Here is a 24,071-nt window from a genome sequence, read left to right as displayed (position 1 = left end):
ATGGCAGTATTCGTATACGCAGAAAATATAAACGGAGTTTACAAAAAAGCAGCTTTTGAAGCAGTTTCGTATGCTAAAGCTATTGCTGATCAGGCGGGAGATATCGTTACAGCAATTTCTGTAAACCCTACAGATTCTTCAGATTTATTATATAAATATGGAGCATCTAATGTCATCAATATTAAAGACGAAGGTCTTAAAAACTTTTCAGCAAAAGCATTTGCTCAGGCAGTGAGTGAGGTGGCGAATGGAAACATAATTGTTTTTCCTCATACTACCGATGCTTCTTCCGTAGCTCCTATGTTAGCTGTAATGAAGAATTTTTCTTTAATTACTAATGTATTGGCAGCTCCTGAAAGTATTTCGCCGTTCCAGGTGAAGAGAAGAGCTTTCTCAGGAAAAGGATTTATGCATGCTAAAGCTGAGGGGACAGGAGTAATTATTACTGTTTCTCAAAATGCTTTCGGAATTAAAGAGAATCCGGTGTCAGGTTCTGAAGAGGTGAAAAACTTATCAGTGGCTAATGAAGATACTAAGGTGGTTTCTCATGAACAAAGCTCAGGGAAGTTGGATCTTAAAGAAGCTGAAATTGTAGTTTCAGCGGGAAGAGGTTTAAAAGGTCCTGAAAACTGGGGAATGATTGAAGACCTTGCCAATGTTTTAGGTGCGGCTACAGCTTGTTCCAAGCCTGTTTCCGATATTGGTTGGAGACCTCACACTGAGCACGTAGGGCAAACAGGTAAAGCAATTTCTCCTAACCTTTATATTGCAGTAGGTATTTCTGGCGCTATCCAGCATTTAGCAGGAGTAAACTCTTCTAAAACAATTGTTGTGATCAACAGTGATCCGGAAGCTCCTTTCTTCAAATCAGCAGATTATGGGGTAGTTGGTGATGCATTCCAGATTATACCGGCATTAACTGAAAAAATTAAAGCAATCAAAGGATAAAATTTAGTTTTATACTATATAAAAAATGAAAGTTCGGGTTTTTCCGAGCTTTTATTTTTGTCCAAAAAGTAAAACCTACATTCAAAAATTACTTTATCTTTGTAGCTATGGATTATAAACAGCTAATTATTCGAGGAATATCGTACAGCCAGACCCAATCAGGGGCGTACGCTTTGTTATTGGAACATGAAGAAACACACATAAAGTTACCTGTTGTTATAGGAAATTTCGAGGCACAATCCATTTCTCTTGGTCTGGAGAAAGATATTCATCCACCACGTCCTCTTACCCATGATTTATTTACAAAATTTATAGTTTCGGCAAATTATGAATTGGTGTCCGTGATTATTTATCAAATTGTAGATGGAGTTTTCTTTTCCAACATAAACTTCAAAAATAAAATAACGGAAGAAGAACTGATTTTAGATGCCAGAACTTCTGACGCCGTTGCTATGGCAGTACGCTTTGACGCGCCTATTTTTACCACTCAACAAGTCTTAAATGAAGCAGGAATTCTTTTGGAATTGGAAGATGTTTCCAAGGAGGAACAGTCATTTTCTGAAACAGTTCAGACAGAAGATAATTTAAGATCTCTCTCTATGGAGGAATTACAGAAATTATTGGAAGATGCTGTAAAGGAAGAAGACTTTGACACCGCTTTGGAGATTCAGGAAGAAATCAAAAGGAGGAAAAAGAAAATTGACTAAAGAGATACTTACAATTAAACTATGAATTTAAAATTACGACTTACCATCCTCAGCTTTCTGCAGTTTTTTGTTTGGGGTGCATGGCTGATTACGATGGCTAATTTTTGGTTCGGTACAAAACATTGGGATGGAACTCAGTTTGGAGCTGTTTTCGGAACAATGGGGATAGCTTCTATCTTTATGCCTACCATAACCGGAATTATAGCAGACCGTTGGGTAAATGCAGAGCGGATTTTTTCGGTTTTACAGATTCTTTACGGAATTGTCTTATTTATCTTGCCACATACAGGCGATCCTAATTCATTCTTTTATGTCATGCTGGCTGCTATGTGTTTCTACATGCCTACTATTGCTCTTGCCAACTCTATTTCATATACGATACTGAAAAATAGTAATCTGGATGTTGTAAAAGACTTTCCACCTATACGGGTTTGGGGGACAATAGGATTTATTGTAGCCATGTGGATAACAAATCTTACAGGAAACAAAGCAACCGAAGGACAATTTTATATAGGAGGCGTTATTGCAATTTTATTAGGAATTTATGCATTAACTTTACCTAAATGCCCACCTCAAAAACTGATTGATAAAAATGCTCCGTTATCAGAGCAATTAGGACTGAATGCCTTTAAACTTTTTGCTAATTATAAAACAGCATTATTCTTTTTATTTTCCATGCTTTTAGGGGCTGCCTTACAACTTACCAATGCATATGGTGATGTATTTTTGAGTGAATTTGCTCATTTTCCTAAATATGCAGATTCTTTTGTGGTGCAGAGATCAACAATTATTATGTCGATTTCACAGGTTTCGGAAACACTGTTTATCCTTGCAATTCCTTTCTTTTTAAAGAAATTCGGTATAAAGAAAGTAATGTTGATGTCAATGCTTGCCTGGGTTTTAAGGTTTGGCTTTTTCGCATATGGAATTCCTGAAGGATATGGGCTTGCACTGATTATTCTTTCCTGCATTGTTTATGGAATGGCATTCGATTTCTTCAATATTTCAGGTTCCCTTTTCGTAGAGACCACAACCGATAAAAAGATCCGTTCTTCTGCACAGGGTTTATTTATGATGATGACGAATGGTTTTGGAGCTGTTTTTGGAAGTTATATGGCAGGTTGGGCGATTGATAAATTCTTTACACGTGAATTTACTAATGTAAGTGATTTATCTGCTTATCTGGAAACAACTCCCGATAATCCGACATTTTTGGAAATTCTGAAAAATTCTTTTAATGCAGCTGTTAATTCCGATGGAACTTTGTCCTCTATTGTGATGGTAAAAGACTGGCAGAATATCTGGTTATCTTTTGCTGCGTATGCATTAGTTTTGGCTATTCTTTTTGCTCTTTTATTTAAACACAAACACGATCCTAAAGAAGTAGCCCATATCAACCATTAAAAAAAATATTAAGCTTATTATCAATACAATACAATGCACTTTACAAATAAAGTGCATTTTTTTATTTTTTCAGGCAACCTTTTGTATTTTTCCGCGTCTTTAAGATAGAAACTAAAACATGAAGAATTTAGAAGAAAACTTTACACTTGCTAAAAAACAGGATCGGAGGGCTCAAAAAGCTCTTTATGATGCTTTTTCAAGTAAAATGTTGGCTGTTGCGAATTCTTATACCAATAATATCCATGATGCTGAAGATATTCTATTAAATGCATTCCTAAAGTGCTTTACTCAATTGAATGAATGCAGAGATTACAAGAGTTTTCCATTTTGGCTGAGAAAGATCATAATCAATGACTCAATAAATTTTATAAGGAAAACAAAAAACATTTTATATGCAGATGTAGAAATCGCCGATGATTTTTCTGATGACGATTTTGAAGAAGGATTGGAAGAAATTAATCTTGAAGAAATATTTTCTAAAATGCCACCAGGGTATAGGATTATTTTTAATTTATATGTTTTTGAAGAGAAAAAGCACCAGGAAATAGCTGAGATCCTTAATATCTCCGAAGGGACAAGTAAGAGTCAGTTAAACAAAGCTAAAAGGTGGCTGGTTGAATTTTTTAAAACTAAAGAAAATGAAAAACAAAATGCTGAATAAATTAAAATCCGGATATGAAGAAATGGAGATAAAGCCATCTCATGATCTTTGGAACAAAATAGAAACAGGTTTGGATGAAGCAGATATTTCAGTTGAAAATCTACCTGTTTCATCGCCTTATAAGTGGTGGAAATATGCAGCAATTATTTTGTTCTTATTATCTTCAGGAATTCTTGTTTATTTTAATATAGACAGGACAAAAACTGCACATATAATTGCCCATGACAAGTCAAACGAGAAAACTGAGACTTTAGATAATAACCCAGAGTTAGTATTCCGGAATGAGCATCTGGATCATTCTGCTATATCTTCGGATATTGTTGATCGTAGTATTGCAACAAATGGTAAAGAGAAGGAAAGAGTAGATAGTATCACATCCAATCGTGATCATAATAGGGCTATTACAAAGGATATTAAAGTGTCAAATTATGAAGCAGATCACGATCTTCATCCTATAGCATCTGGCGTTCAAATAAAGCCTGTTGATCTTGTAATTCCCGAGGAAGAAAAGATATCTGAAAATAAATTAGGTACGGTTAATCAAAAAACTGAGAAAAAAACTGCAAAATATATAGAGGCTTCAGACTTGCTTGTAGGAAGAGAATATGATAAAATACAAGGAAACCTGGAAAAAGGACCATACATAAGAATTGAATTGGATAAATTAAAACCGCACCTTTCAAAAGCGGCTGTAACATTAGGAGTCACTGTCCATACCAAAACAGATTAAAACAATCTCGACTTATAATCACAATATATCATCCAACTCAAATGCAGCTGGACAGCTGGAATAATTAATAAAAATAAGAAAAATGAAAAATAAAGCTCTAATTTCTGCCATCATGATGACTGCTTCTGTAATGGCTTTTTCACAGGAAAAATCAGCGAATTATTACGATTCCCGTTCCCGGGAAACTTTGAAAGAAAAAATTAATAATTATACTGCAAAAATCGACAGTATTATTACTTCAGAAAAGACAAAAATGAATGTAGAGCTTGATGCTGTTGATAAAGACTTTAAGGATGGAAAGATTTCTGCTGATGATAAGAAAAAAATGAATGATGAAATTGCAGTGAAGTATGAAAATAGTATTAATGAAAAGGTTGATGCTGAAAAAGAAAGCTTTGAGGATATAACAAAAGAGAAAGTAAGAAAATCTGTTCTGGGTAAAAGTATTGATGAGAAAAAAACAGATATGAAACGTCTTTTAAATCATGCAGGGGTTCTTATTGGTGGAGGCTTTTTAAATCTTACAGATAAGTCTGCTCCGTTTAATTTTTCTAACGATTCTGAAGAACTTCGTTCAGGAAAGTCAGGGTCTCTTTCTTATCAGTTTAGATTTGAAGTACAGGCAGGGAGTAATGCCAGCCCCGTATTGCTGAATTTTGGAGTTGGGTTGAGATCGGATATCTATAATGTGAATAAACCAATGGTTTTTGCACAAGCTGATGGAAAACTCTTTCAAAGACCTTTTACGATGGGTAATCTGAAATCTTCACAATTAAAAGCAGAATACATTGAAATTCCTCTTGAAGTGCAGTTTGTACTAAATCCTAAGTACGTAAATTATGGTGGTGAGAAATTTCTGGATAACAGTCAGCCACAGTTAAGGATAGGTCTTGGTGTATATGGAGGCGTAAAAATCGGAAGTAAAATAAAATACAGATATTCCAATGAAGAGTCAAACAGGAATATTTTTAAACAGAGGATAGAAGATGGGATGAATCCTTTCCTTTTTGGAACAAAATTGAGTATAGGCTATCGTGGGATTAGTTTATATGTGAAAAAAGATCTTACTCCTATTTTTAATGATGATGCCCTGATGAAAAACAAAAACGGGATACAAATAGGTTTAGAAATTTTCAATTTAATGTTTTGATTTTTAATAGGATATCATGATATTGAACACGCTTTTATAAGTGTGTTTTTTTTTGTATTTTGGCATTTTAAGAATTATGAAAAATATTCAGTTAATAGGATCATTATTAGTAATCGCAGGAAGCTTTTTACCGCTGGTTCATGTTCCTGTAATTGGAAACTGGAATTACTGGAAGCTGGATCACTCACTGGCAATAATTTGCTGGATTTTGGGTGTTTGTGCTCTTTTTGGAGTGGTTAACAATCGTTTTAAAATGGGGCAAATTTTAGGCTTTTTACTTATCCTTTTGTTTATATTTACCCTGGCTGCCATTAAAATGCAATCTTTGAATTATTTCAGTTTTCTTCCTTTTGCATCATGGAGAGAGACATTTGCGGGTGTGGTTAAGCTCAAATGGGGATGGATTATAGAGTTTTTAGGAGCTTTTTTATTATTAATTAAAAAAAACACAACAAAAATATGAAACATCTCAACATTTTATTCATTTTGCTTTTTGTCTTAAGTTTTTCACAGGTAAGAGCCCAGCAAAATATTTTTCTGACTTCAGATCAACCTGCAAAATGTCAGAATATAAAAACAGGAAAATTCTTACGTGTGGATATGCCTATTGATGAATGGGTAATGACTGTACAAGACAATATTCAAACAGAATATTATAACAAAGGTAAAGACTATATAAAATCACGATTAGATTTCGTAGATGATTGTAATTATAAAGTTACGCTGATAGCCAAATCTGAAGAAAGCTACCCTATGAAGCTGGGAGAAGTGTTGGTAAACAGGGTTTTAGAAACTGATCGTAATTTTATCAAAATTACTTCAGAATATAATAATAAAACGACAGAATTTATAATTAGTAAAGTCGAAGAAATGAACTAATTACTATCAAATAAAATGAAGCCGTAAGGTTACATATATCAATAAAAAAAATAAATCATACACATGAAAGAAGTATTCATCGTTTCCGCAGTAAGAACACCAATGGGGAGTTTTATGGGAAGTTTATCAACTGTTCCTGCTACAAAGCTGGGAACTGTTGCCGTAAAAGGAGCATTAGACAAAATTGGTCTTGATCCGAAATTGGTTCAGGAAATTTACATGGGGAACGTATTACAGGCAGGAGAAGGGCAGGCACCTGCCCGTCAGGTGGCATTAGGAGCAGGACTTTCTATCGAAACTCCGTCCACAACAGTAAATAAAGTTTGTGCTTCAGGAATGAAAGCCGTAACAATGGCGGCACAAGCTATTAAAGCAGGTGATGTAGATATAATCGTTGCCGGAGGAATGGAAAATATGTCTTCAGTACCTCATTATTATAACGCAAGAATAGCAACCAAGTTAGGCGATGTTAAAATGCAGGATGGAATGGTTTTAGACGGTCTGACAGATGTTTACAATAAAGTTCACATGGGTGTTTGCGCAGAAAAATGCGCAACAGATTATTCTATCTCAAGAGAGGAGCAAGACCAGTTTGCTATCGAATCTTATAAAAGATCAGCTAAAGCATGGAGTGAAGGTAAATTCAATGATGAGGTTGTATCTGTTGAGATTCCTCAAAGAAAAGGGGAACCTGTAATTTTTGCTGAAGATGAAGAGTATAAAGCTGTTAATTTTGACAGATTGCCAACACTTCCAACAGTATTTAAAAAAGAAGCAGGAACTGTAACTGCAGCTAATGCCTCAACTTTAAATGACGGTGCTTCAGCTTTGATTCTTGTGTCTAAAGAAAAAATGGAAGAATTAGGACTTAAGCCTTTAGCGAAGATCGTTTCTTACGCTGATGCAGCTCAGGAGCCTGAAAACTTTACAACAGCACCTGCTAAAGCTTTACCTATTGCGCTTAAAAAAGCGGGGTTAGAACTTACAGATATCGATTTCTTTGAATTTAATGAAGCATTTTCAGTCGTTGGTTTGGCTAATAATAAGATCTTAGGATTAGATGCCGCCAAAGTAAATGTAAATGGAGGGGCTGTCGCTTTAGGACATCCACTGGGAAGCTCTGGTTCAAGGATTATTGTTACTCTGATTAATGTTTTAAAACAAAACAATGCTAAATATGGGGCTGCTGCTATCTGTAATGGTGGTGGAGGTGCTTCAGCTATTGTTATTGAAAATATCTAGTATTCAAATTCTTTTTAAATATTTGAATTGGAGCTTTAAAGGCTCCAATTTTTGTTTTAAAACCTGTAATTATAATTCAAGACCTCTACATATCAATAGTATTTAAAGAATTGATAATATATCAGGATATTCTAATTAATAAAAAAAACTGCTGAATATTCAGCGGTTTTTCTATTTTTGTGCATCTAATATATTTGAAATGTCCGAAACAGAGAATCAACGACCAAAAAATATTAAGAATAATCCAAAGATAATGAAGGCCTGGGCAGTGTACGACTGGGCCAATTCTGTTTACTCTTTGGTTATTACCTCTACCATCTTTCCTATTTATTATTCTATTCTTACTACCGCATATGAAAAAAAGGAGTATGTAACTGAGACAAAACAATGGATTGATGTTCCTGTAAGGCATTTAATAAAGATTTTTGGAAAAGAATATCAACCTGATGCAGTGTATGGATATTCACTTACCATATCGTTCTTTATCGTAGTATTATTATCTCCATTTTTATCTTCTTTGGCAGATACGATCGGAAATAAAAAATCATTTTTGCAATTCTTCTGTTATCTTGGAGCTACTTCATGTATGGGATTGGCTATGTTTACAGGAATGCATAATGTATTTTTAGGATTACTTTTCAGTATTACAGCAAGTGTAGGATTTTGGGGAAGTCTGGTATTCTATAACTCATTTTTACCCGATATCGCAACTCCGGATAAGCAGGATGCTCTTTCAGCAAAAGGTTATGTCTACGGTTATATTGGTTCTGTAGTTTTAGTTGTTATTTGTTTAGTTCTGATTCAGGTTTTCGCTAAAGGTGCTGCCCAACAACTTTTATTTACAAGAATAAGTTTCTTATTAACGGGAGCATGGTGGTTTGGTTTTTCCCAGTATACTTTTAAACATTTGCCACAATTTGGAAATGTAAAAGATAACCTGCCAAAGGATCTGGTTTTATTAAATTATAAGAATATATTCAAAAAGCACGCAGAACAAGGAGGTTTTTTTGAGGTACTTAAAGATAATATGAGCTTTTATAAAGATATTGCCAAAGAAAGCTTTCATGAACTTTTTAAGGTAGGAAATGAGCTTTTTAAAGATAAAAATCTGAAATTTTTCCTTTCGAGTTTCTTTTTTTATAGTGTGGGAATGCAAACCATTTTCCTCATGGCTACGCTATTTGGTAAAAGTGAAATTAATCTCGCACAGGATAAGCTTATAGGGACTCTTCTGGTAATCCAGATCGAGGCAATTATAGGAGCTATAATTTTCTCCAGATTATCAAAGAGAATAGGAAATAAAAATGTAATTTCTATCGCTATTGTGTTATGGATTGTAGCCTGTCTATGGGCCTATTTCTTAAATAAAGAAAATCCAAATGTTGAATATCAATTTTATGGAGTTGCAGCAGTTGTAGGTTTAGTGATGGGCGGGCTTCAGGCCATGTCCAGATCAACATATTCAAAACTGTTACCTGAAGATTCAATGGAAAATACAACCTATTTTAGTTTTTATGATGTATTGGAAAAAATAGCCATTATTATCGGAACATTTATTTTCGCAACATTGATTGAGCATTTTAATAATATGCGTATTGCTGCCCTTTCAATGACTTTATTCTTTGGGGTTGGTCTTATACTGATTAGGTTCCTGAAGGTCAAAATGCTGAAAGATCGTGATACATTGTAGACGACATAAATAAAAAAGACGCTTATAAGCGTCTTTTTTATTTTAACAGGTCTAAAAAATGATAGAAGCATATTGTTAATTAAATAGCCTTTTTGTTATATTGTACTTATCATTTTAATAATTTTCATGACGATTAATCACTAGGTGTAGATTTTTTTTGTTTATTTGTATAAAAATTAATAATGATAAAGAAAATTCTACTTTTTAGCATTTCGTTATGCTCTATCTTAAATTTTGCTCAGAATTTAAGGCCTGTCTCGCAGAAAATATCAGAATATCATAAACAAGGTAAACACTTTGAGAAATATGATCTTTTCAATATTAATAGAACTTCACCTAAAATGGAGGAATATAAAAGGGCAGCCACAGATATTACTGCAATGACTATTCATTCTGTAAATCTAAAAAAGTTGGTCAGAGACAAGCCTGAATCTATTGAAATTTCATTCCCTTTCGAAGGAGATAAAAAGCTTACCGTAGAGCTTTACAAACATCAGATTTTTACAGATAACTTTAAAGTAACCACCAATACAGGGGAAATTGTGCCATATAACCCTGGGGCGTATTACAGAGGTATCATTAAGGGAGATAATTCTTCGATCGTTGCTTTTAGCTTCTTTGAAGATGATGTAGTTGGAGTAGCTTCATCCTCTGAATTAGGAAATGTTATTGTCGGAAAAATAAAGAATTCGGAAGATTTTGTAAGCTATTCTGAGTCAAAACTTACAGGCACGAATCCTTTTGTTTGTGGAGTAGACGAGTTAAAAGAAAATCAGGTTCAAAAGACAGCATTTGATCCTGCTACTGTTAATAAAGCTGTTACTGAAAACTGTGTCCGGATTTATTATGAAGTTTGTTTTGCTCCTTATCAAAATAACGGCTCCAATACAACAACGGTAACGAATTGGCTTACGGCTGTTCATAACAATATCGCAACACTTTATAATAATGATGATATAAAAGTAGCCCTTAATGAAATTTTTATCTGGACTACTGCGGATCCTTATACAGGTACTCCTGGTGCTAATCTTAGCAGCTTCAGAACAAACAGGCCTACTTTTAATGGAGATCTTGCTCATTTAGTAAATGCTCCGGCTACAACGAGTATTGCCTATCTCAATTCACTTTGCACGGGAAATAAATATGCATATTCGGGCATCTCTCAGACCTATTCCAATGTTCCTGTTTATTCATGGACTATCCAAGCAATGACTCATGAAATGGGACATAGTTTAGGTTCTCCCCATACCCATGCTTGTGCATGGAATGGTAATGGAACAGCAATAGACGGATGTGGTGCACAGGCCGGGTATAGTGAAGGCTGCACAGGCCCGATTCCAGCCACCACGGTAAAGGGTACGATCATGAGCTATTGTCACCTTGTTTCAGGAGTGGGAATAAGTTTTAGTAATGGATTTGGCCCGCAACCTGCAGCACTAATCAGGAATACCGTAGACTCCAAACCTTGTCTGGGAACCAACTGTACAACACCTTGTGCGCTTAGCATTACGGCTATGAATATTTCTAATATTACCACAAATACAGCAAATGCTACTATTACGGATGGAACTTCTACTTCATGGAAGTATAAATTGACAACAATGGACGGAACAGTTGTGACATCAGGAAATACAACCACGCAAAATATTAGCTTAGCGAACCTTCAACCGGCCACTTACTACAGACTTTTTGTAGGATCGGGTTGTTCGGGATCAAATGCTTTTCAAAGATCCCAGTTATTTCTAACAGATGCCAATTGGTGTGGAGGTATATTATTTACAGATACAGGAGGGGTGAATGGTGCTTATGGTAATAATGAAACTATTGTAAAAACTTTTTATCCGAGTTCCGGCTCGGCGCTCAGCATGACTTTTACAGAACTTGAATTGGAAGAAGACTATGATTATATGTATATTTATAATGGTCCTTCAACAACTTCACCTTTGTTTGCTAATGGGACTTTAACTGGGAATACATTGCCGGGAGTATTTACTTCTACTCATGCTACAGGTGCTATTACTGTAAGGTTTGTATCGGATCCTGCTGAAACAGGAAGTGGTTGGAAAGCAGGTTTTTCCTGTGCTGTTCTAGGTATTGAAGATGTAAGTACAAAAGACAATACCGTAAATATTTATCCTAACCCAGCAAAGAATATGATTGTCATTTCAGCTAAAGAAAATCTCAGGTCCTATAAAATGTACGACGAAGCAGGAAGGTTAGTGTTGTCATCCGATTCATTAAAGGGAAATAAATCAGAAATTAATATTTCATCAATACAAACAGGAAACTATATAGTTTCTGTAGAAACGGAAAAACAGACAGTAGTAAAGAAATTAATAAAACAATAATACCCAATAAAAAAGCCTGATTTGATCAGGCTTTTTTATTGGGTTGATCAGGTTGGAAGTATGAATAAGGCTTATGGTTATAAATCCATTATTGTTCAAAAAATATTGTAATTCGGCCCGGATTTTGATTATATTCAGCAGAATAATCTTAAATTTGCAAAAAGATTTATTGTCAAGATGACGAACCCTCTATTTTACGCAAAAATAATTCTGTTTGGAGAATATGGGATGATAGAAGATTCCCAAGGGCTTGTGGTACCTTATAGTTTCTATAAAGGAGCTTTAAAATTCTCTGATCTGAATTCTGAATTTGAATTGAAATCAAATCAGCATCTGCAGAAATATTCTGATTTTCTTGCGGATCTTAATCTTTCTGATGACTTCCAACTTAATATAGAAAGTTTTAAAAAAGATATTTCAAATGGACTTTTCTTTGATTCCAATATTCCTCAGGGATATGGGGTAGGAAGTTCAGGGGCTTTAGTAGCTGCTATTTTTGAACGTTATTCTATGAATAAGCTTAACCCGGAGAATATTTCCAAAGAAAATCTTAAAAAACTGAAAGCTGTTTTTGGAGAAATGGAAAGCTATTTTCACGGCAAAAGCTCAGGAATGGATCCTTTAATCTGTTATATGAATCTTCCCATCCTTATCGAAAACAAAGAAAATATCGATAGGGTTGCTATTCCTGAAGGGGAAGAAGGAAAAGGAGCAATCTTCCTTATAGATTCCGGAATGACCGGAGAAACCGGCCCGATGATTCAGATTTTCTTTGAAAAAATGAAGACAGAAGGTTTCCGTAAAACATTAAAAGAAGAATTTATCCGTTATAATAATGCCTGTATCGAGGCTTTTCTAAAAAAGGATATGAATCCTTTTTTTAGAAACTTGAAAAAACTTTCACACTGGGCATATGAACATTTTCGACCAATGATTCCGGAAAGTATTTTCAACATATGGAAGAAAGGTCTGGATTCCAATGCCTATTATCTTAAGCTATGCGGAAGCGGTGGCGGAGGATATATACTTGGATTTACCAAAGACTATGAAAAGGCGGAAAAAATGCTTGATGGTTTTAACAAAGAGGTTATTTACAGATTTTAAATAGATTGGGAATGAATTCTGAAAAAGAAACTTTCCAATCAAAAAACTATATATCTAAATCTTTATTTTATAGATTCTCACAGTTCGTGGGCTTTCTTTTAGGCGCAAGGTTTTTTGTAGCGATCTTGCTTACATTTGCGCTTTACGTATCTACTTTTTTCTTATTTAATCAGGAGGAAAGCCTTCGAAATTTTGTCTTCGATTTTAAGGTCCACGGTATTATTTTCTGTACGGTACTGAGCATTCTAGCGGGAGGAATTATCAACCAATTCTACGATTTTGAAAAGGACCATGTGGTGAAACCTTTTCGTACAAGAATTCAAAGTTTTATTGCCCAGAAATATTTCTTGTACGCGTACCTCGCACTAAGTGTTATTTCCCTGGGAGTTGCTTGGTTTATTTCACATAACGTATTTATTTTTTTTCTGATCTATCAGTTTTTTATGTGGTTTTACAGCCATAAGTTAAGCCGTGTATTGCTGCTGAATAACCTTACTTTTGTAAGTCTTACATTATATCCCTTCTTTGGGATGATGGTATACTATGAAACTTTTTCCAAAAAGGTTCTTTTAATGGCCATTTTCCTTTTTTTGATCCTTTTATGCATTGATATTGTAAAAGACACACTAACCAAAAGCGTTGATAAAGCGTTTGGATATACTACAATTCCTAATTATTTCGAAAATAAAACAACTAAAATCATCATCGTATCTCTGCTTATTGTAACGATGGTGGTGTCTATGAAGCTAATTATGAGAACCGGAGTTTCAGGTTTTATGGCTTATTACTTTGTCGGCGGGATGTTTATTATGATTTTATGTATTTATTTACTCCTCAACTACTCCCGGAAAAGCAAGTTCATAACATTGAATATATTAAGACTTTGGGTCTTCGTAGGAATTATTGCGATGCTTTTGAACGGGATCGAAAGTAAATTTTAAAAAATATTTTTTAAAAAGACTAAGGTTATTATTACCTTTGCAAAATTAAATTTAATAAAAAGGAATGCCCATTTTTAACGATACTAAAGTTGCATTTGCAGACAAAACAGATGCCCAATTAAGAAAAGCATATTGGATGTTTAAAATGATTGAACAACCGGCTTTAACCAGTGTTGGAACTTCTATTCTTAATTTTACCGTTCATCATAATTTTCCTTTTGTAACCGGGATTGTAAAAAATACTTTATTCGAACAATTCTGTGGTGGCGAAACACGGGAAGAAAGCATGAAAGTGGTAAAGCAATTATTTAAAAGAGGGGTTGGAAGTATTTTCGATTACTCAATTGAGGGAAAAGAAGATGAAGAAACTTTTGATGCAGTATGTAAGGAAATCAAGGATATTGTAAGATTTTCCGTAGGAAATCCGGCAATTCCATTTATTGTTTTTAAGCCTACAGCTTTTGGAAGAATTGATCTGTATGAAGCAGTTGGTAAAAACGCAGAGCTAACGACCAGCCAGAAAGAAGAATGGGAAAGAGTGGTAAGAAGGTTTGATGAGGTTTGTAAGCTTTGTCATGAGAACGATAAGAAAGTAATGGTTGATGCAGAAGAAACATGGATGCAGGATGCTGCAGATCATCTTTGTGAAGAGATGATGGAAAAGTACAACAAAGAAAAACCAATTGTTTGGAATACGATTCAGATGTACAGAACCGGAAGGCTGGAATACATGGAAAGCCATTTGCAAAGAGCCCGAGAAAAGAATTATTTTATCGGATATAAAATAGTGCGTGGGGCTTACATGGAAAAGGAAAGAGCCAGAGCAGAACAAAAGGGATATGCAGATCCTATCCAGCCTAATAAAGAAGCAACTGATAGGAACTATAATGCAGGAATTGATTTTGTAATGAATCATTTAGATAAAGTTTCAGCATTTTTTGGAACCCACAATGAGATCTCTTCCGAGTTGGTTATGGATAAAATGAAAACAAAATCTCTGGAAACGGGTAATCCTCATGTATATTTTGGACAACTTTACGGGATGAGTGATAATATTACATTCGCTTTATCAGATAAAGGCTATAATGTGGCTAAATACCTTCCTTATGGCCCAGTAAAAGACGTAGTTCCTTATTTGACCAGAAGAGCTCAGGAAAACACTTCTGTGGCCGGGCAGACCGGTAGAGAACTGGGACTGTTAAAGAAAGAATTAGAAAGAAGAAAAAACAGTAAATAATTAATACCAATTATTTAAAAAATAATAAACCTCACCAATTGTGAGGTTTTTTTATTCGCAATACTAGAGAATCTCAAGATAATAAATGATTGGCAATGCTTTTTTATGGCTCAAAACTTTCGAATTTTCCGTTTTCATAAAACAAAACGATTCTTTTTATCTTACTTTGTTGATTTTCAATTACTTGATTAATAATTTTATCATTTGAATTCTCTAATCGCTGAGAATCGTTTATTTTTTCTTGAGCTTTAACCTTGTACGGTATAGGAGATTCTCGAAGGGGTTGTTTTTGGGGAACAATTTCATCTTCATCAATGCCGAAATCTTCATCATCGTTCATCATGGTAAACAGATCAGGGAGGGAAGTAGGCTTTAACTTTTCTTCATCCGGTTCATCTGGTTCGGGAACTGAAGTTTCGGGTAAGGCTGATTTGAGCATTTCACCTTCGCCATTGACTAGCCAATCCCAAAGGATCTCTGGGAAATGAGATTTTATTTTTATAATAAATTCCAAAGAAGGTTTGTTCCTTCCGGAAGTGATATGAGAAATGGAAGATCGCTGTACATCGATCTCATCTGCGAATTCAGAAGGAGTAAGTCTTGAATACTCGATAACTTTAGAAATTCTTTCATTTAAACTCATAAAAATAAGCTTTTAATTGTTTTACAAATGTAAATAATAAATTTACAAATGCAAAATACAAATGTAAATAATTATTCACATCCATAATATACAAAAGTAAATAGATATATTACTGATAAACAGGATATTACATTACTTATAAAATTCTACTATAATTTTTATTCAACAATTTATCCTCATATCTGATTTTAATGATATATACTTAAAATAAGAAGTCAATAAATTTCCTGTTAATCGGATGCTGTTCAAAAATTAGCATTAATCTTCTGATAAGGCTCTATTCATCACTATTTATTGTCTTTTTGAATGACGCTGGAATAGGACCAATGATAATTGCCTGATTTCAACCATATATGATATGCAGCTATGCTCAAATTTAAACGCTAATTGTCTATTAATGGCTATTTCTTATGAGAAACTGATTAAGATTACTCTGAAAATTCCTCAATGCATTACTTTATAATAAAATGACTTTTTATTTGGCCTATTTAATGACGGAAATCTAAAAAAATAAGAAAATAATCCACAATTTACATTTGTATATAAGGCATGAAATTTATGTTTTCCACATCTTACTGTGTTTAATCACATTACCCTCAATTGAGGATAAATAGGGGATTGATCACTTCAAGTGAATTTAAAATAAGCATTTAGATAATCATAGTAAATATTTGATTTTAAATCACTTAATAATATTATATTAAATTATTAGCAATCCACAATTTTATCCACAGACATTATGGCAATTTACATTGTTTAATGAAGTTACAAATGTTAATTTTATTTTCTCTTTAAAAATGGCTAATTTTGACTCATGTAAATTATTATGAAATGAACTTTGAACAGATCTATCTTCAAAATCCAAATTTTCCTAATCGCTATATTTCCCCTGAAAAATTATTTTTTTACCTACAGACGAATCTCAGCGAATATATTATAGAGATCGGAAGATCGTATTTGGAGAAGCCCATTTATAAATTAAGTATTGGCAGTGGACCTATTAAAATACTGGCATGGTCGCAAATGCATGGAAATGAATCAAACGCTACCCATGCTATGCTTGACTTGCTGGTAAGTCTTGATAAATATCCTGAAATGAAGGAAGATTTATTCAGCAAGATCAAACTTGACTTTATCTTTATGCTAAATCCTGATGGCTCTGAAAGATGGACAAGGCTAAATGCAACGGATATAGACCTTAACAGGGATTTTCATAATGAGGCCAGTAAAGAGATTAAGTTCCTTAAGAATATAGTATCTGCAAACCAATATGATTATGCTCTTAATTTACATGAGCAAAGGACTATTTTTACAACAGATGGAATCCATCCAGCCACACTTTCGTTTTTGGCTCCCTCTGAAAATGAAGAGCGCACCGTTACGGACAACAGAAAAAAATGTATGGCAGTGATTGGAAGGATATACAATCATTTAAAAGATTTAATTCCTAATCAGATTGGAAGATATTCTGATGAGTTTTATCCAACATCAACCGGTGATAATTTTATTAAAGCAGGAATGCCTACGATTCTATTTGAGGGAGGACACTTTGTAGATGATTACACAAGGACAGGAACAAGAAAATATTATACTATAGCATTATTCTATGCTTTAAAAGCAATCAGTGAACTTAATTCTGATATTACAGGCTGGGAATCTTACCTCGATATTCCGGAGAATAAAGAAAGCCACTACGATATTATCTACAGAAATGTAAAGCTGAATACAGATCATCATTGTATTTTAGATATCGCAGTTCAGTACAGAGAAATTAAAGAAGAAGGAAAAGATGATTTGTCTTTTATTCCATTTGTTATGGAGGTGGGAGATGTAAAGAAAAGAAAGGGATGGCTTGAAATAGATTGTACGGGAAAGAAATTTGTGTGCGCTACCAAATATCCTAAGCTGGATGAAAAAGTAGATTTTAGTATTGAAGATTAAAAAATGAAAAATAAAAAGCAGAACATTTGTTCCGCTTTTGTTTTATTAGATGAGATCTGCAGGATTAATTAACAACTTTGATTCCATTAGCTACAAATCTCACTTCCTCTTTTGGTTTTGTGATAGCGTCAATCTCTGATTGTGGTTTTTTAGCATCTTCAGCATAATGCTTTTGTTCATCTACAGAGATTACTTTTCTTTCGGCATTTCCTTCCAAGACAACGTTTTTCCCCTTCAAAGCAGTAGGAACGAAGAATGCATAATCTTTCATTTTTACAAAGAACTGAGAATTATCTTCAGTCTGAATAGTTAGCCAGCATCCTTTTTTCTCACATACATCGGTTACTTTTCCTTTGATGGTTACATTCTCAAGTTTTTTATTTTCTTTTTTCAGTTTTTTACCAAGTTTTTCAACCGTAATCGCCTTAGATTCTACTGATGAGTCAACACCTGCACCATAAGTATCTCCCACGATAGCATTTCCTGCCGGCGGAGCGAACATTTTCTGTGATGTCTCCTGAGCGAATGCTACAGCAGAAGTACTGATTGCAACCGCAAGTAATATGGATTTGAATTTCATTTTTAATATTTTTTTCAAAAATAACAATAAAAATTGAATTAATAAGTTAGATATACTTGATAAAAAATAGGTGTATTTGTAATTTTTGCATAAAATTCAAAATCAGAAACTTATTTGTTTATATTTGGAAATTCTAAATAATCTATGCAGAAAAAATTAAAACTTTGGGATGCCATTATGTTGGTAATGGGTTCTATGATTGGGAGTGGAATCTTTATTGTAAGTGCCGATATGATGAGGAATCTGGGATCCGGATACTGGTTGATCGTAGTATGGGTTATTACAGGAATAATGACAGTGGCAGCAGCAATAAGCTATGGGGAACTGTCTGCATTGTTTCCTAAAGCAGGAGGACAATATACTTATCTTAAGGAGATTTTCGGTAAAAGGATGGGGTTTCTATATGGCTGGGGGCTTTTTACGGTTATTCAGACGGGTACTATTGCTGCCGTTGCAATGGCTTTCGGTAAATTTACTGCTTACCTGATTCCAGCACTTAATGATGCTGAAGCAATTTTCCAGAGTGGTGAGTTTAAAATAACGTGGATCCAGATATTAGCAATTGTCGTTATTCTTCTTCTTACATACATCAACACAAGAGGAGTAGAAAGCGGGAAGATTTTACAGAATATCTTTACAGGCTCTAAAATTATAGCATTAATAGGTCTTATTGCAGCCGGATTTATTTTAGTTGATGTTTCCCATCTTTCTGAAAATTTTGAATTTGGTTATGACTCATTTAACAATCTGAAAAAAGATATTAGCGGAAATTTTCTTAAACATGGATGGGAGCCTATTGGAGGAATGACCTTACTTGGAGGTATTGCCGCAGCTATGGTAGGTTCCGTTTTCAGTTCCGTAGCCTGGGAGAGCGTTACTTTTGTATCCGGCGAAATTGATAATCCTAAAAAAAATGTGGTTAAGGCAATGATCTATGGTACTTCTGCCGTAATGCTTCTGTATATAGCAGTAAATTATGTATACCTGAATGCTTTGGACAGGGATTCCATTGCTTTCGCGGCTAATGACAGAGTAGCGGTAGCTGCTTCGCATAATATATTTGGAAGTGCGGGAACAATTATTATTGCTTTACTGGTCATGATTTCTACTTTTGGGTGTAATAACGGACTGATCCTCGCAGGAGCCAGAGTTTTCCAGACGATGGCGAAAGATGGTATGTTTTTCCAGTCAGCAGAAAAAAACAATAAAAATGCAGTTCCCGGAAATGCACTTTGGATGCAGGGAATCTGGGCTTCTTTATTATGCCTGAGCGGACAGTATGGAAATTTACTGGATATGATTTCTTTTGTGATTGTTTTATTCTATATGATTACTGTTTTTGGTGTAATTTATTTAAGATTTAAACAGCCTAATCTTGAGAGACCTTATAAAACCTGGTTATATCCTGTTACTCCTCTTATTTATTTATTAATAGGAACCGGATTTTGTATTTTACTATTGATCTATAAGCAACAATATACCTGGCCGGGGTTTATAATGGTGATATTAGGGCTTCCTGTCTATTATTTTATCAACAGGAACAAAAAAACAGATCAGTAGTACGATCTATTTGCTAAATAAAAAACATCCTGGCAACGGAGGTAAAAAATAGTTTACGGCTTTCAAGATACTTTGAAAGCCGTAATTTTTAAATGATATTTTTATTTCTTATTATTTCCTGAAAATGTTTAAATTGGTATTTTGTTTTATGCGAATGAAATAATACTGTCAAAACAAAAAAGTTGATATATGGACACACCAAATTACAGAATGCCTTTTGTTCCGTCAACACTAATGTCCGAAGGAGGAAGTATTGATACCTGCGACATGGGAGAGAGTATAGCCCATAACATTATGTTGCTGATAACCACTAAAAAAGGAGAAAACAGATATGATGAAAATTACGGAAATGATGTTTGGAACCTTGAATTCGATAATGGAGTTACAAGCGCTGTTTGGGAGAATATATTCATTAAAAGTCTAAAAAGACAGATACAGGAATATGAACCAAGAATTGTTCAGCCACAGATTGACGCCCACATACAAATTGTAGAACATAGCTACGATACCAAAGAGCACACGGAAATAAAGAAAAAAGTAAGAATTGCCATTAATGCCAAAATGGAGGCAACCGGTGAGCGGTTTAGCTTTTCTACAGAACTGTTTCTGAGCCCTATGTCTATTGATTAATGCTTATTGTAATTGAAATTTATGAATCTAGATCAAAATATATATTCCAAAGAATCTGTAAAGGCAAGAATGCTTCAAAACGCAACGAAAGTATGGGGATTGAAAAGTCCACAATCTTTGGACCCGTTTGTGAAATTACTGATAGATGCCTTCAGTACTGAAATTTTTAAAGCAAATAATGAAATACAGACCGTAAATGCCCGTATTTTAGAGAAACTGGCAAAATTACTGACTCCTTCTATTTATACACATCCAATTCCATCGCATGCTATTGCCTTTACTCAACCTTCAGAATCTTCAGAAGTATTGCTTGAGCATACGGAGTTTTTCTTTAGAAAGCAGATGACCTCTACGGTTAAATCAGAATCGGATAAACAGGTTAACATTCCTTTTACGCCAATCGGTAATGTAAGAATCAATAGAATTCAAACTTCTATTATGTTTGTAGGGAATACATGCTATAGTATCGATGACCGACTGAATAAAATACCTATTTCAAGATTTCAGGGAAAACCGGAAGATTACCGTAAGGTAACCATTGGAGTGGATGTCTCTAAGTACGTAAGTGAGAATTTTCCTAAATATTTAAGTATATTTTGCTCCAATCCTGCCTTTGAACATCTGGACTTTGTTTATAAGCTATTGCCTTATCTTACGGTTACAAGCGATGGCAATCCATTATTTGTGAGGGAAGGCTTATCATATCTTAAAAATGCTCAGGCAGAAGGATATGAACAAATGTTCCGTGAACAATCGATCAGGACAAAAACAATTGAAGATATTAAAAGCATCTACCATCACAAATTCATTGAAATAACAGGCTTATCAAACAGCTTATTTTCTGAATCCGGTAAACTCCCACAGAATCTGAATTTCCTTGAAGGAAGAGAAGAGATAGAAAAATATATTGATGGAAAACAATATCTATGGCTGACTTTTGAATTTCCGCCACAGTTTTCTTCAGAAATTCTGGATAATTTCTCATTTGTTTTCAATGCTTTTCCTATTTATAACAGAGGATGGAAAAAAACGGAATACAGCCTTGATATCATGGGAAATAACATTCCTTTGGTAACAGATGAGGGAGAACATTTCTTATATGTTGATGAGGTACAGGATGGAGAGGGAAGGAGATATACGGAAATTCCTTTTACTCCGACCGATGACCTTAAAAAAGGACTTTATACGGTAAGAAAAGGAGGAATGGAACGCTTTACCAACAGAAATGCAGTCGATATGATTGCCAATGTTCTGGAACTCACAAGAGACGAGATTGCAGCATTTTCACTTTTAAACAGGGACAATGTAAAAGGGATGTTGAGCGAGATGTCTGATAAAATGAAATCAATGGTACAAAAGGTTAATAATGCTAAAAGAAGTATCAAGCAGGAACTGAATTACGTTATTATGGAACCTGTTGAAAAGACTGATCATACATATGCATCCTTTTGGATTACTCATTGTACTCTGGCCAATCATATGCGTCCGGGAACCGAATTATCCAATCAGCTGAAATCGCAGTCTTTAGTACTTCTTACAGAAACAATCGGAGGAGCTGAGGAACAAAAAGGAACAGACAGCATTCAGGCCTATAAATATGCACTTACAACCCGTGATAAGATAATCTCATTGGAAGATGTGAAAAATTATTGCAGAATGGTACTTAAAGATGAACTGAAAGAGGTAAGGGTGAGAAGGGGAACTATGATCAGTAATAAGCCTAAGGAAGGTTTTGTACGAACAGTAGAGATTGAAATTATCCCTCAGAATTATTCTTTTTACGGAAGAGCGTATTGGGAGAATATGTCCAACATGCTTCGGAACCAAATCATTTCTAAAGCAATAGATGGTATAGAATATATTGTCAGTATCAGTAACGAAGATGTTGACTTTTTTGAAAACTAAATTAAAATTCCGGAAAAACATAATTTCCGGAATTTTAATTTTATAAAGGCATCATACAATTTTATCCATAAGGATCACTTCTCTGCTTTCGAGTAAAGGAACAATTTGTTCCAATACCAATTTCTTAAAATATTCAGAATTACGATGTATCTCTACAGCCTCTGAATCTTTGTATCCTTCAAATAAAATCAATGTATTCCTATCCGATTGACTCTGATGGAGTTTATAAAATAAATTTCCATCTTCCCGGGAGCTTTGTTCAGCAACTTCTTTCATCATATTCAATACGGTAGGTAATTCTCCCTCTTTTACCTGCCACCTCGCATATACATAAACTTCTTTCTGGCTCATTTTTTTAGATTTAATTAGATTATTTAGCTTCTAAAGCAGCAACTATTTTTTCACCCACTCCTTTTGAGGAGGCGGGGTTTTGTCCTGTAATCAGATTCCCATCAGCAATGCTGTTGGCTGACCATGGTTGTGCAGCGTGGAAAATAGCGCCTTGTTCCGTTAAAGCAGATTGAAGGTCAAAGGGAACATCTTTTCTCGCATAGTTGTCTTCTTCTTCCGTGGTAAAAGATGTAATATTTTTTCCGGCTACCAAATAGCTTCCATCGCTTAATTGTACATTGAGAAGAGATACAGGACCATGACATACGGCTCCTACAATACCATTTTTTTCATATATCTCAGCTATAAATTTCTTGAGAAGAGGTGCTTCCGGCATATCTACCATTGGTGCTAAACCACCGGGTATGAACACCGCATCATATTCATTACTATTAAAACCGGATAACGAAGCTGCTTTTTGCATATCTGACCATCCGGTACCTGTAAGGAATTTTAAATTATCAGGATCATCAGCTAAATTTAAGGCATCTAAAAATGGTGTCTCTCCTGTCAGACTGGCAAAATCAATCTGATAACCGGCTTTTAAAAATTCTGCATACGGATGTGCTACTTCCGGAAGGAAAGTTCCTGTTCTTCTGTTTTCCGGCCCGATTGAGCTGGCATTGGATACAATGATTAATACTTTTGGTTTCATGACTTGAATTATTTGTTATTTTGCTTCATCGGAATTCTTCCGATTGATATAGCAAATTTATGGTGATAAGGAATGCTAAAAGAAGGATCGGAGTCACAAAAAAAGTATGATTTCGATCACACTCAGTACTTGTTATTATTGGTATACAATCTGCTTAGAGTCTCCCTGCTTACGCCCAGATATTCCGCAACATATTTTTTCGGGATCTGGAGGATAAGATCCGGGTATAATCTTGAGAATTCTTCATATCGCTGTTGAGGTGTACTGGATAATAGTAATGTAATCCTTTGCTGTAAAGCAATATATCCATTGGTAAGTTTTACTCTGAAGAAATGTTCCATTTTATGAAATTCAGCCGCCAGTTTCTCTCTTCCTTCAAGGGTCAGGCATACCACTTCACCCTCTTTCAGGCATTCCACAAACATAGTTGCATTGTTTTGCTTAAAAAAACCGATGTAATCGGTCATCCACCAGTTCTTTTTAGCAAACTGTACAATATGTTCTTTTCCATTTTCATCGATGTAAAAAACTTTATAAATTCCATCTAAAGCCAGGAATTCAAATTTTACTTCATCACTTTCGTGAAGCAGAAATTGATTCTTACGGACTTTCCTGAGTGTAAAAAATGTTTTGATATATTCGAATTCTTCATCAGTAAGGGACGTTATCTCTTCAATATGGTCGCGTAGTCTTTGCATTGATTAGTTAGCGTTAAAGCAATGTAAA

The 24,071-nt window shown here is 34.6% G+C and carries 23 protein-coding genes; 18 read left to right on the top strand and 5 right to left on the bottom strand.

Going from position 1 to position 24,071, the window contains the following annotated elements; genetic code table 11:
• From PFY10_04580 to PFY10_04515, 14 genes are all read left to right on the top strand, one after another.
• On the top strand, positions 1-948 hold the full coding sequence (locus tag PFY10_04580; GenBank protein ID WBV57720.1) for an electron transfer flavoprotein subunit alpha/FixB family protein: 948 nt from the start codon (positions 1-3) through the stop codon (positions 946-948).
• A 107-nt stretch (positions 949-1,055) separates the two neighbouring features.
• Entirely contained in the window at positions 1,056-1,655 is a 600-nt protein-coding gene (locus PFY10_04575) for a bifunctional nuclease family protein (GenBank protein WBV57719.1), read from the top strand.
• 21 nt (positions 1,656-1,676) lie between these two features.
• Positions 1,677-3,059: a nucleoside permease gene (locus PFY10_04570; GenBank protein ID WBV57718.1), complete on the top strand. Its 1,383-nt coding sequence runs from the start codon at positions 1,677-1,679 to the stop codon at positions 3,057-3,059.
• A gap of 118 nt (positions 3,060-3,177) precedes the next feature.
• The gene (locus PFY10_04565; protein ID WBV57717.1) at positions 3,178-3,720 is read left to right on the top strand and encodes a sigma-70 family RNA polymerase sigma factor; all 543 of its coding nucleotides are present in this window, start codon (positions 3,178-3,180) and stop codon (positions 3,718-3,720) included.
• A complete protein-coding gene (locus PFY10_04560) occupies positions 3,698-4,450 on the top strand; it encodes a hypothetical protein (protein WBV57716.1) in 753 nt (250 codons plus the stop codon). Before PFY10_04565 ends, PFY10_04560 begins: the two co-directional genes overlap by 23 nt.
• A gap of 82 nt (positions 4,451-4,532) precedes the next feature.
• A complete protein-coding gene (locus tag PFY10_04555) occupies positions 4,533-5,600 on the top strand; it encodes a hypothetical protein (GenBank protein ID WBV57715.1) in 1,068 nt (355 codons plus the stop codon).
• Positions 5,601-5,676: 76 nt separating this feature from the next.
• A complete protein-coding gene (locus PFY10_04550) occupies positions 5,677-6,063 on the top strand; it encodes a hypothetical protein (GenBank protein ID WBV57714.1) in 387 nt (128 codons plus the stop codon).
• Complete coding sequence (locus PFY10_04545; protein ID WBV57713.1) at positions 6,060-6,479, top strand: hypothetical protein; 420 nt, start codon at positions 6,060-6,062, stop codon at positions 6,477-6,479. Before PFY10_04550 ends, PFY10_04545 begins: the two co-directional genes overlap by 4 nt.
• Before the next feature lie 63 nt (positions 6,480-6,542).
• A complete protein-coding gene (locus PFY10_04540; GenBank protein ID WBV57712.1) occupies positions 6,543-7,721 on the top strand; it encodes an acetyl-CoA C-acyltransferase in 1,179 nt (392 codons plus the stop codon).
• Positions 7,722-7,920: 199 nt separating this feature from the next.
• Positions 7,921-9,411, top strand: a complete 1,491-nt coding sequence (locus tag PFY10_04535) for an MFS transporter (protein WBV57711.1) — start codon at positions 7,921-7,923, stop codon at positions 9,409-9,411.
• A 182-nt stretch (positions 9,412-9,593) separates the two neighbouring features.
• Positions 9,594-11,759 carry a M12 family metallo-peptidase gene (locus tag PFY10_04530; protein WBV57710.1) on the top strand — a complete coding sequence of 722 codons (2,166 nt, stop codon included), beginning with the start codon at positions 9,594-9,596 and terminating at the stop codon, positions 11,757-11,759.
• Positions 11,760-11,936: 177 nt separating this feature from the next.
• On the top strand, positions 11,937-12,863 hold the full coding sequence (locus PFY10_04525; GenBank protein ID WBV57709.1) for a mevalonate kinase: 927 nt from the start codon (positions 11,937-11,939) through the stop codon (positions 12,861-12,863).
• An 11-nt stretch (positions 12,864-12,874) separates the two neighbouring features.
• Entirely contained in the window at positions 12,875-13,804 is a 930-nt protein-coding gene (locus PFY10_04520; protein WBV57708.1) for a UbiA family prenyltransferase, read from the top strand.
• 64 nt (positions 13,805-13,868) lie between these two features.
• Entirely contained in the window at positions 13,869-15,041 is a 1,173-nt protein-coding gene (locus PFY10_04515; protein ID WBV57707.1) for a proline dehydrogenase family protein, read from the top strand.
• A 103-nt stretch (positions 15,042-15,144) separates the two neighbouring features.
• Here PFY10_04515 and PFY10_04510 read toward each other — a convergent pair whose 3' ends face one another.
• Complete coding sequence (locus PFY10_04510; protein WBV57706.1) at positions 15,145-15,684, bottom strand: helix-turn-helix transcriptional regulator; 540 nt, start codon at positions 15,682-15,684, stop codon at positions 15,145-15,147.
• Positions 15,685-16,515: 831 nt separating this feature from the next.
• On the opposite strand from PFY10_04510, the gene PFY10_04505 reads away from it, so the two are divergent.
• Entirely contained in the window at positions 16,516-17,625 is a 1,110-nt protein-coding gene (locus tag PFY10_04505) for a M14 family zinc carboxypeptidase (protein ID WBV57705.1), read from the top strand.
• Positions 17,626-17,689: 64 nt separating this feature from the next.
• On the opposite strand, the gene PFY10_04500 is transcribed toward PFY10_04505, so the two are convergent.
• On the bottom strand, positions 17,690-18,205 hold the full coding sequence (locus PFY10_04500; GenBank protein WBV57704.1) for a DUF4920 domain-containing protein: 516 nt from the start codon (positions 18,203-18,205) through the stop codon (positions 17,690-17,692).
• Between the two features lie 144 nt (positions 18,206-18,349).
• On the opposite strand from PFY10_04500, the gene PFY10_04495 reads away from it, so the two are divergent.
• From PFY10_04495 to PFY10_04485, 3 genes are all read left to right on the top strand, one after another.
• On the top strand, positions 18,350-19,765 hold the full coding sequence (locus PFY10_04495) for an amino acid permease (GenBank protein ID WBV57703.1): 1,416 nt from the start codon (positions 18,350-18,352) through the stop codon (positions 19,763-19,765).
• A 189-nt stretch (positions 19,766-19,954) separates the two neighbouring features.
• A complete protein-coding gene (locus tag PFY10_04490) occupies positions 19,955-20,395 on the top strand; it encodes a GPW/gp25 family protein (GenBank protein ID WBV57702.1) in 441 nt (146 codons plus the stop codon).
• 21 nt (positions 20,396-20,416) lie between these two features.
• Entirely contained in the window at positions 20,417-22,300 is a 1,884-nt protein-coding gene (locus PFY10_04485) for a type VI secretion system baseplate subunit TssF (protein WBV57701.1), read from the top strand.
• Positions 22,301-22,351: 51 nt separating this feature from the next.
• Here PFY10_04485 and PFY10_04480 read toward each other — a convergent pair whose 3' ends face one another.
• From PFY10_04480 to PFY10_04470, 3 genes are all read right to left on the bottom strand, one after another.
• Complete coding sequence (locus PFY10_04480) at positions 22,352-22,651, bottom strand: putative quinol monooxygenase (protein WBV57700.1); 300 nt, start codon at positions 22,649-22,651, stop codon at positions 22,352-22,354.
• A gap of 19 nt (positions 22,652-22,670) precedes the next feature.
• Positions 22,671-23,345: a type 1 glutamine amidotransferase domain-containing protein gene (locus tag PFY10_04475; GenBank protein WBV57699.1), complete on the bottom strand. Its 675-nt coding sequence runs from the start codon at positions 23,343-23,345 to the stop codon at positions 22,671-22,673.
• A gap of 122 nt (positions 23,346-23,467) precedes the next feature.
• Entirely contained in the window at positions 23,468-24,043 is a 576-nt protein-coding gene (locus PFY10_04470) for a Crp/Fnr family transcriptional regulator (protein ID WBV57698.1), read from the bottom strand.
• Between the last annotated feature and the right edge of the window lie 28 nt (positions 24,044-24,071).

It is taken from the genome of Chryseobacterium daecheongense (genome assembly GCA_027920525.1).
GTDB classification, from domain to species: Bacteria; Bacteroidota; Bacteroidia; order Flavobacteriales; family Weeksellaceae; genus Chryseobacterium; species Chryseobacterium proteolyticum.
Note: the sequence above shows the minus strand (reverse complement) of the source record. Positions and strands in the feature narration are given on the sequence as shown.

What these genes read in the sequence shown, in the direction of transcription:
- PFY10_04490 (WBV57702.1), top strand. Translation starts at nt 19,955, where the DNA reads ATGGACACACCAAATTACAGAATGCCTTTTGTTCCGTCAACACTAATG.
- PFY10_04505 (WBV57705.1), top strand. Translation starts at nt 16,516, where the DNA reads ATGAACTTTGAACAGATCTATCTTCAAAATCCAAATTTTCCTAATCGC.
- PFY10_04525 (WBV57709.1), top strand. Translation starts at nt 11,937, where the DNA reads ATGACGAACCCTCTATTTTACGCAAAAATAATTCTGTTTGGAGAATAT.
- PFY10_04520 (WBV57708.1), top strand. Translation starts at nt 12,875, where the DNA reads ATGAATTCTGAAAAAGAAACTTTCCAATCAAAAAACTATATATCTAAA.
- PFY10_04560 (WBV57716.1), top strand. Translation starts at nt 3,698, where the DNA reads ATGAAAAACAAAATGCTGAATAAATTAAAATCCGGATATGAAGAAATG.
- PFY10_04515 (WBV57707.1), top strand. Translation starts at nt 13,869, where the DNA reads ATGCCCATTTTTAACGATACTAAAGTTGCATTTGCAGACAAAACAGAT.
- PFY10_04500 (WBV57704.1), bottom strand. Translation starts at nt 18,205, where the DNA reads ATGAAATTCAAATCCATATTACTTGCGGTTGCAATCAGTACTTCTGCT.
- PFY10_04565 (WBV57717.1), top strand. Translation starts at nt 3,178, where the DNA reads ATGAAGAATTTAGAAGAAAACTTTACACTTGCTAAAAAACAGGATCGG.
- PFY10_04510 (WBV57706.1), bottom strand. Translation starts at nt 15,684, where the DNA reads ATGAGTTTAAATGAAAGAATTTCTAAAGTTATCGAGTATTCAAGACTT.
- PFY10_04570 (WBV57718.1), top strand. Translation starts at nt 1,677, where the DNA reads ATGAATTTAAAATTACGACTTACCATCCTCAGCTTTCTGCAGTTTTTT.
- PFY10_04530 (WBV57710.1), top strand. Translation starts at nt 9,594, where the DNA reads ATGATAAAGAAAATTCTACTTTTTAGCATTTCGTTATGCTCTATCTTA.
- PFY10_04485 (WBV57701.1), top strand. Translation starts at nt 20,417, where the DNA reads ATGAATCTAGATCAAAATATATATTCCAAAGAATCTGTAAAGGCAAGA.
- PFY10_04580 (WBV57720.1), top strand. Translation starts at nt 1, where the DNA reads ATGGCAGTATTCGTATACGCAGAAAATATAAACGGAGTTTACAAAAAA.
- PFY10_04540 (WBV57712.1), top strand. Translation starts at nt 6,543, where the DNA reads ATGAAAGAAGTATTCATCGTTTCCGCAGTAAGAACACCAATGGGGAGT.
- PFY10_04480 (WBV57700.1), bottom strand. Translation starts at nt 22,651, where the DNA reads ATGAGCCAGAAAGAAGTTTATGTATATGCGAGGTGGCAGGTAAAAGAG.
- PFY10_04555 (WBV57715.1), top strand. Translation starts at nt 4,533, where the DNA reads ATGAAAAATAAAGCTCTAATTTCTGCCATCATGATGACTGCTTCTGTA.
- PFY10_04535 (WBV57711.1), top strand. Translation starts at nt 7,921, where the DNA reads ATGTCCGAAACAGAGAATCAACGACCAAAAAATATTAAGAATAATCCA.
- PFY10_04475 (WBV57699.1), bottom strand. Translation starts at nt 23,345, where the DNA reads ATGAAACCAAAAGTATTAATCATTGTATCCAATGCCAGCTCAATCGGG.
- PFY10_04575 (WBV57719.1), top strand. Translation starts at nt 1,056, where the DNA reads ATGGATTATAAACAGCTAATTATTCGAGGAATATCGTACAGCCAGACC.
- PFY10_04550 (WBV57714.1), top strand. Translation starts at nt 5,677, where the DNA reads ATGAAAAATATTCAGTTAATAGGATCATTATTAGTAATCGCAGGAAGC.
- PFY10_04470 (WBV57698.1), bottom strand. Translation starts at nt 24,043, where the DNA reads ATGCAAAGACTACGCGACCATATTGAAGAGATAACGTCCCTTACTGAT.
- PFY10_04495 (WBV57703.1), top strand. Translation starts at nt 18,350, where the DNA reads ATGCAGAAAAAATTAAAACTTTGGGATGCCATTATGTTGGTAATGGGT.
- PFY10_04545 (WBV57713.1), top strand. Translation starts at nt 6,060, where the DNA reads ATGAAACATCTCAACATTTTATTCATTTTGCTTTTTGTCTTAAGTTTT.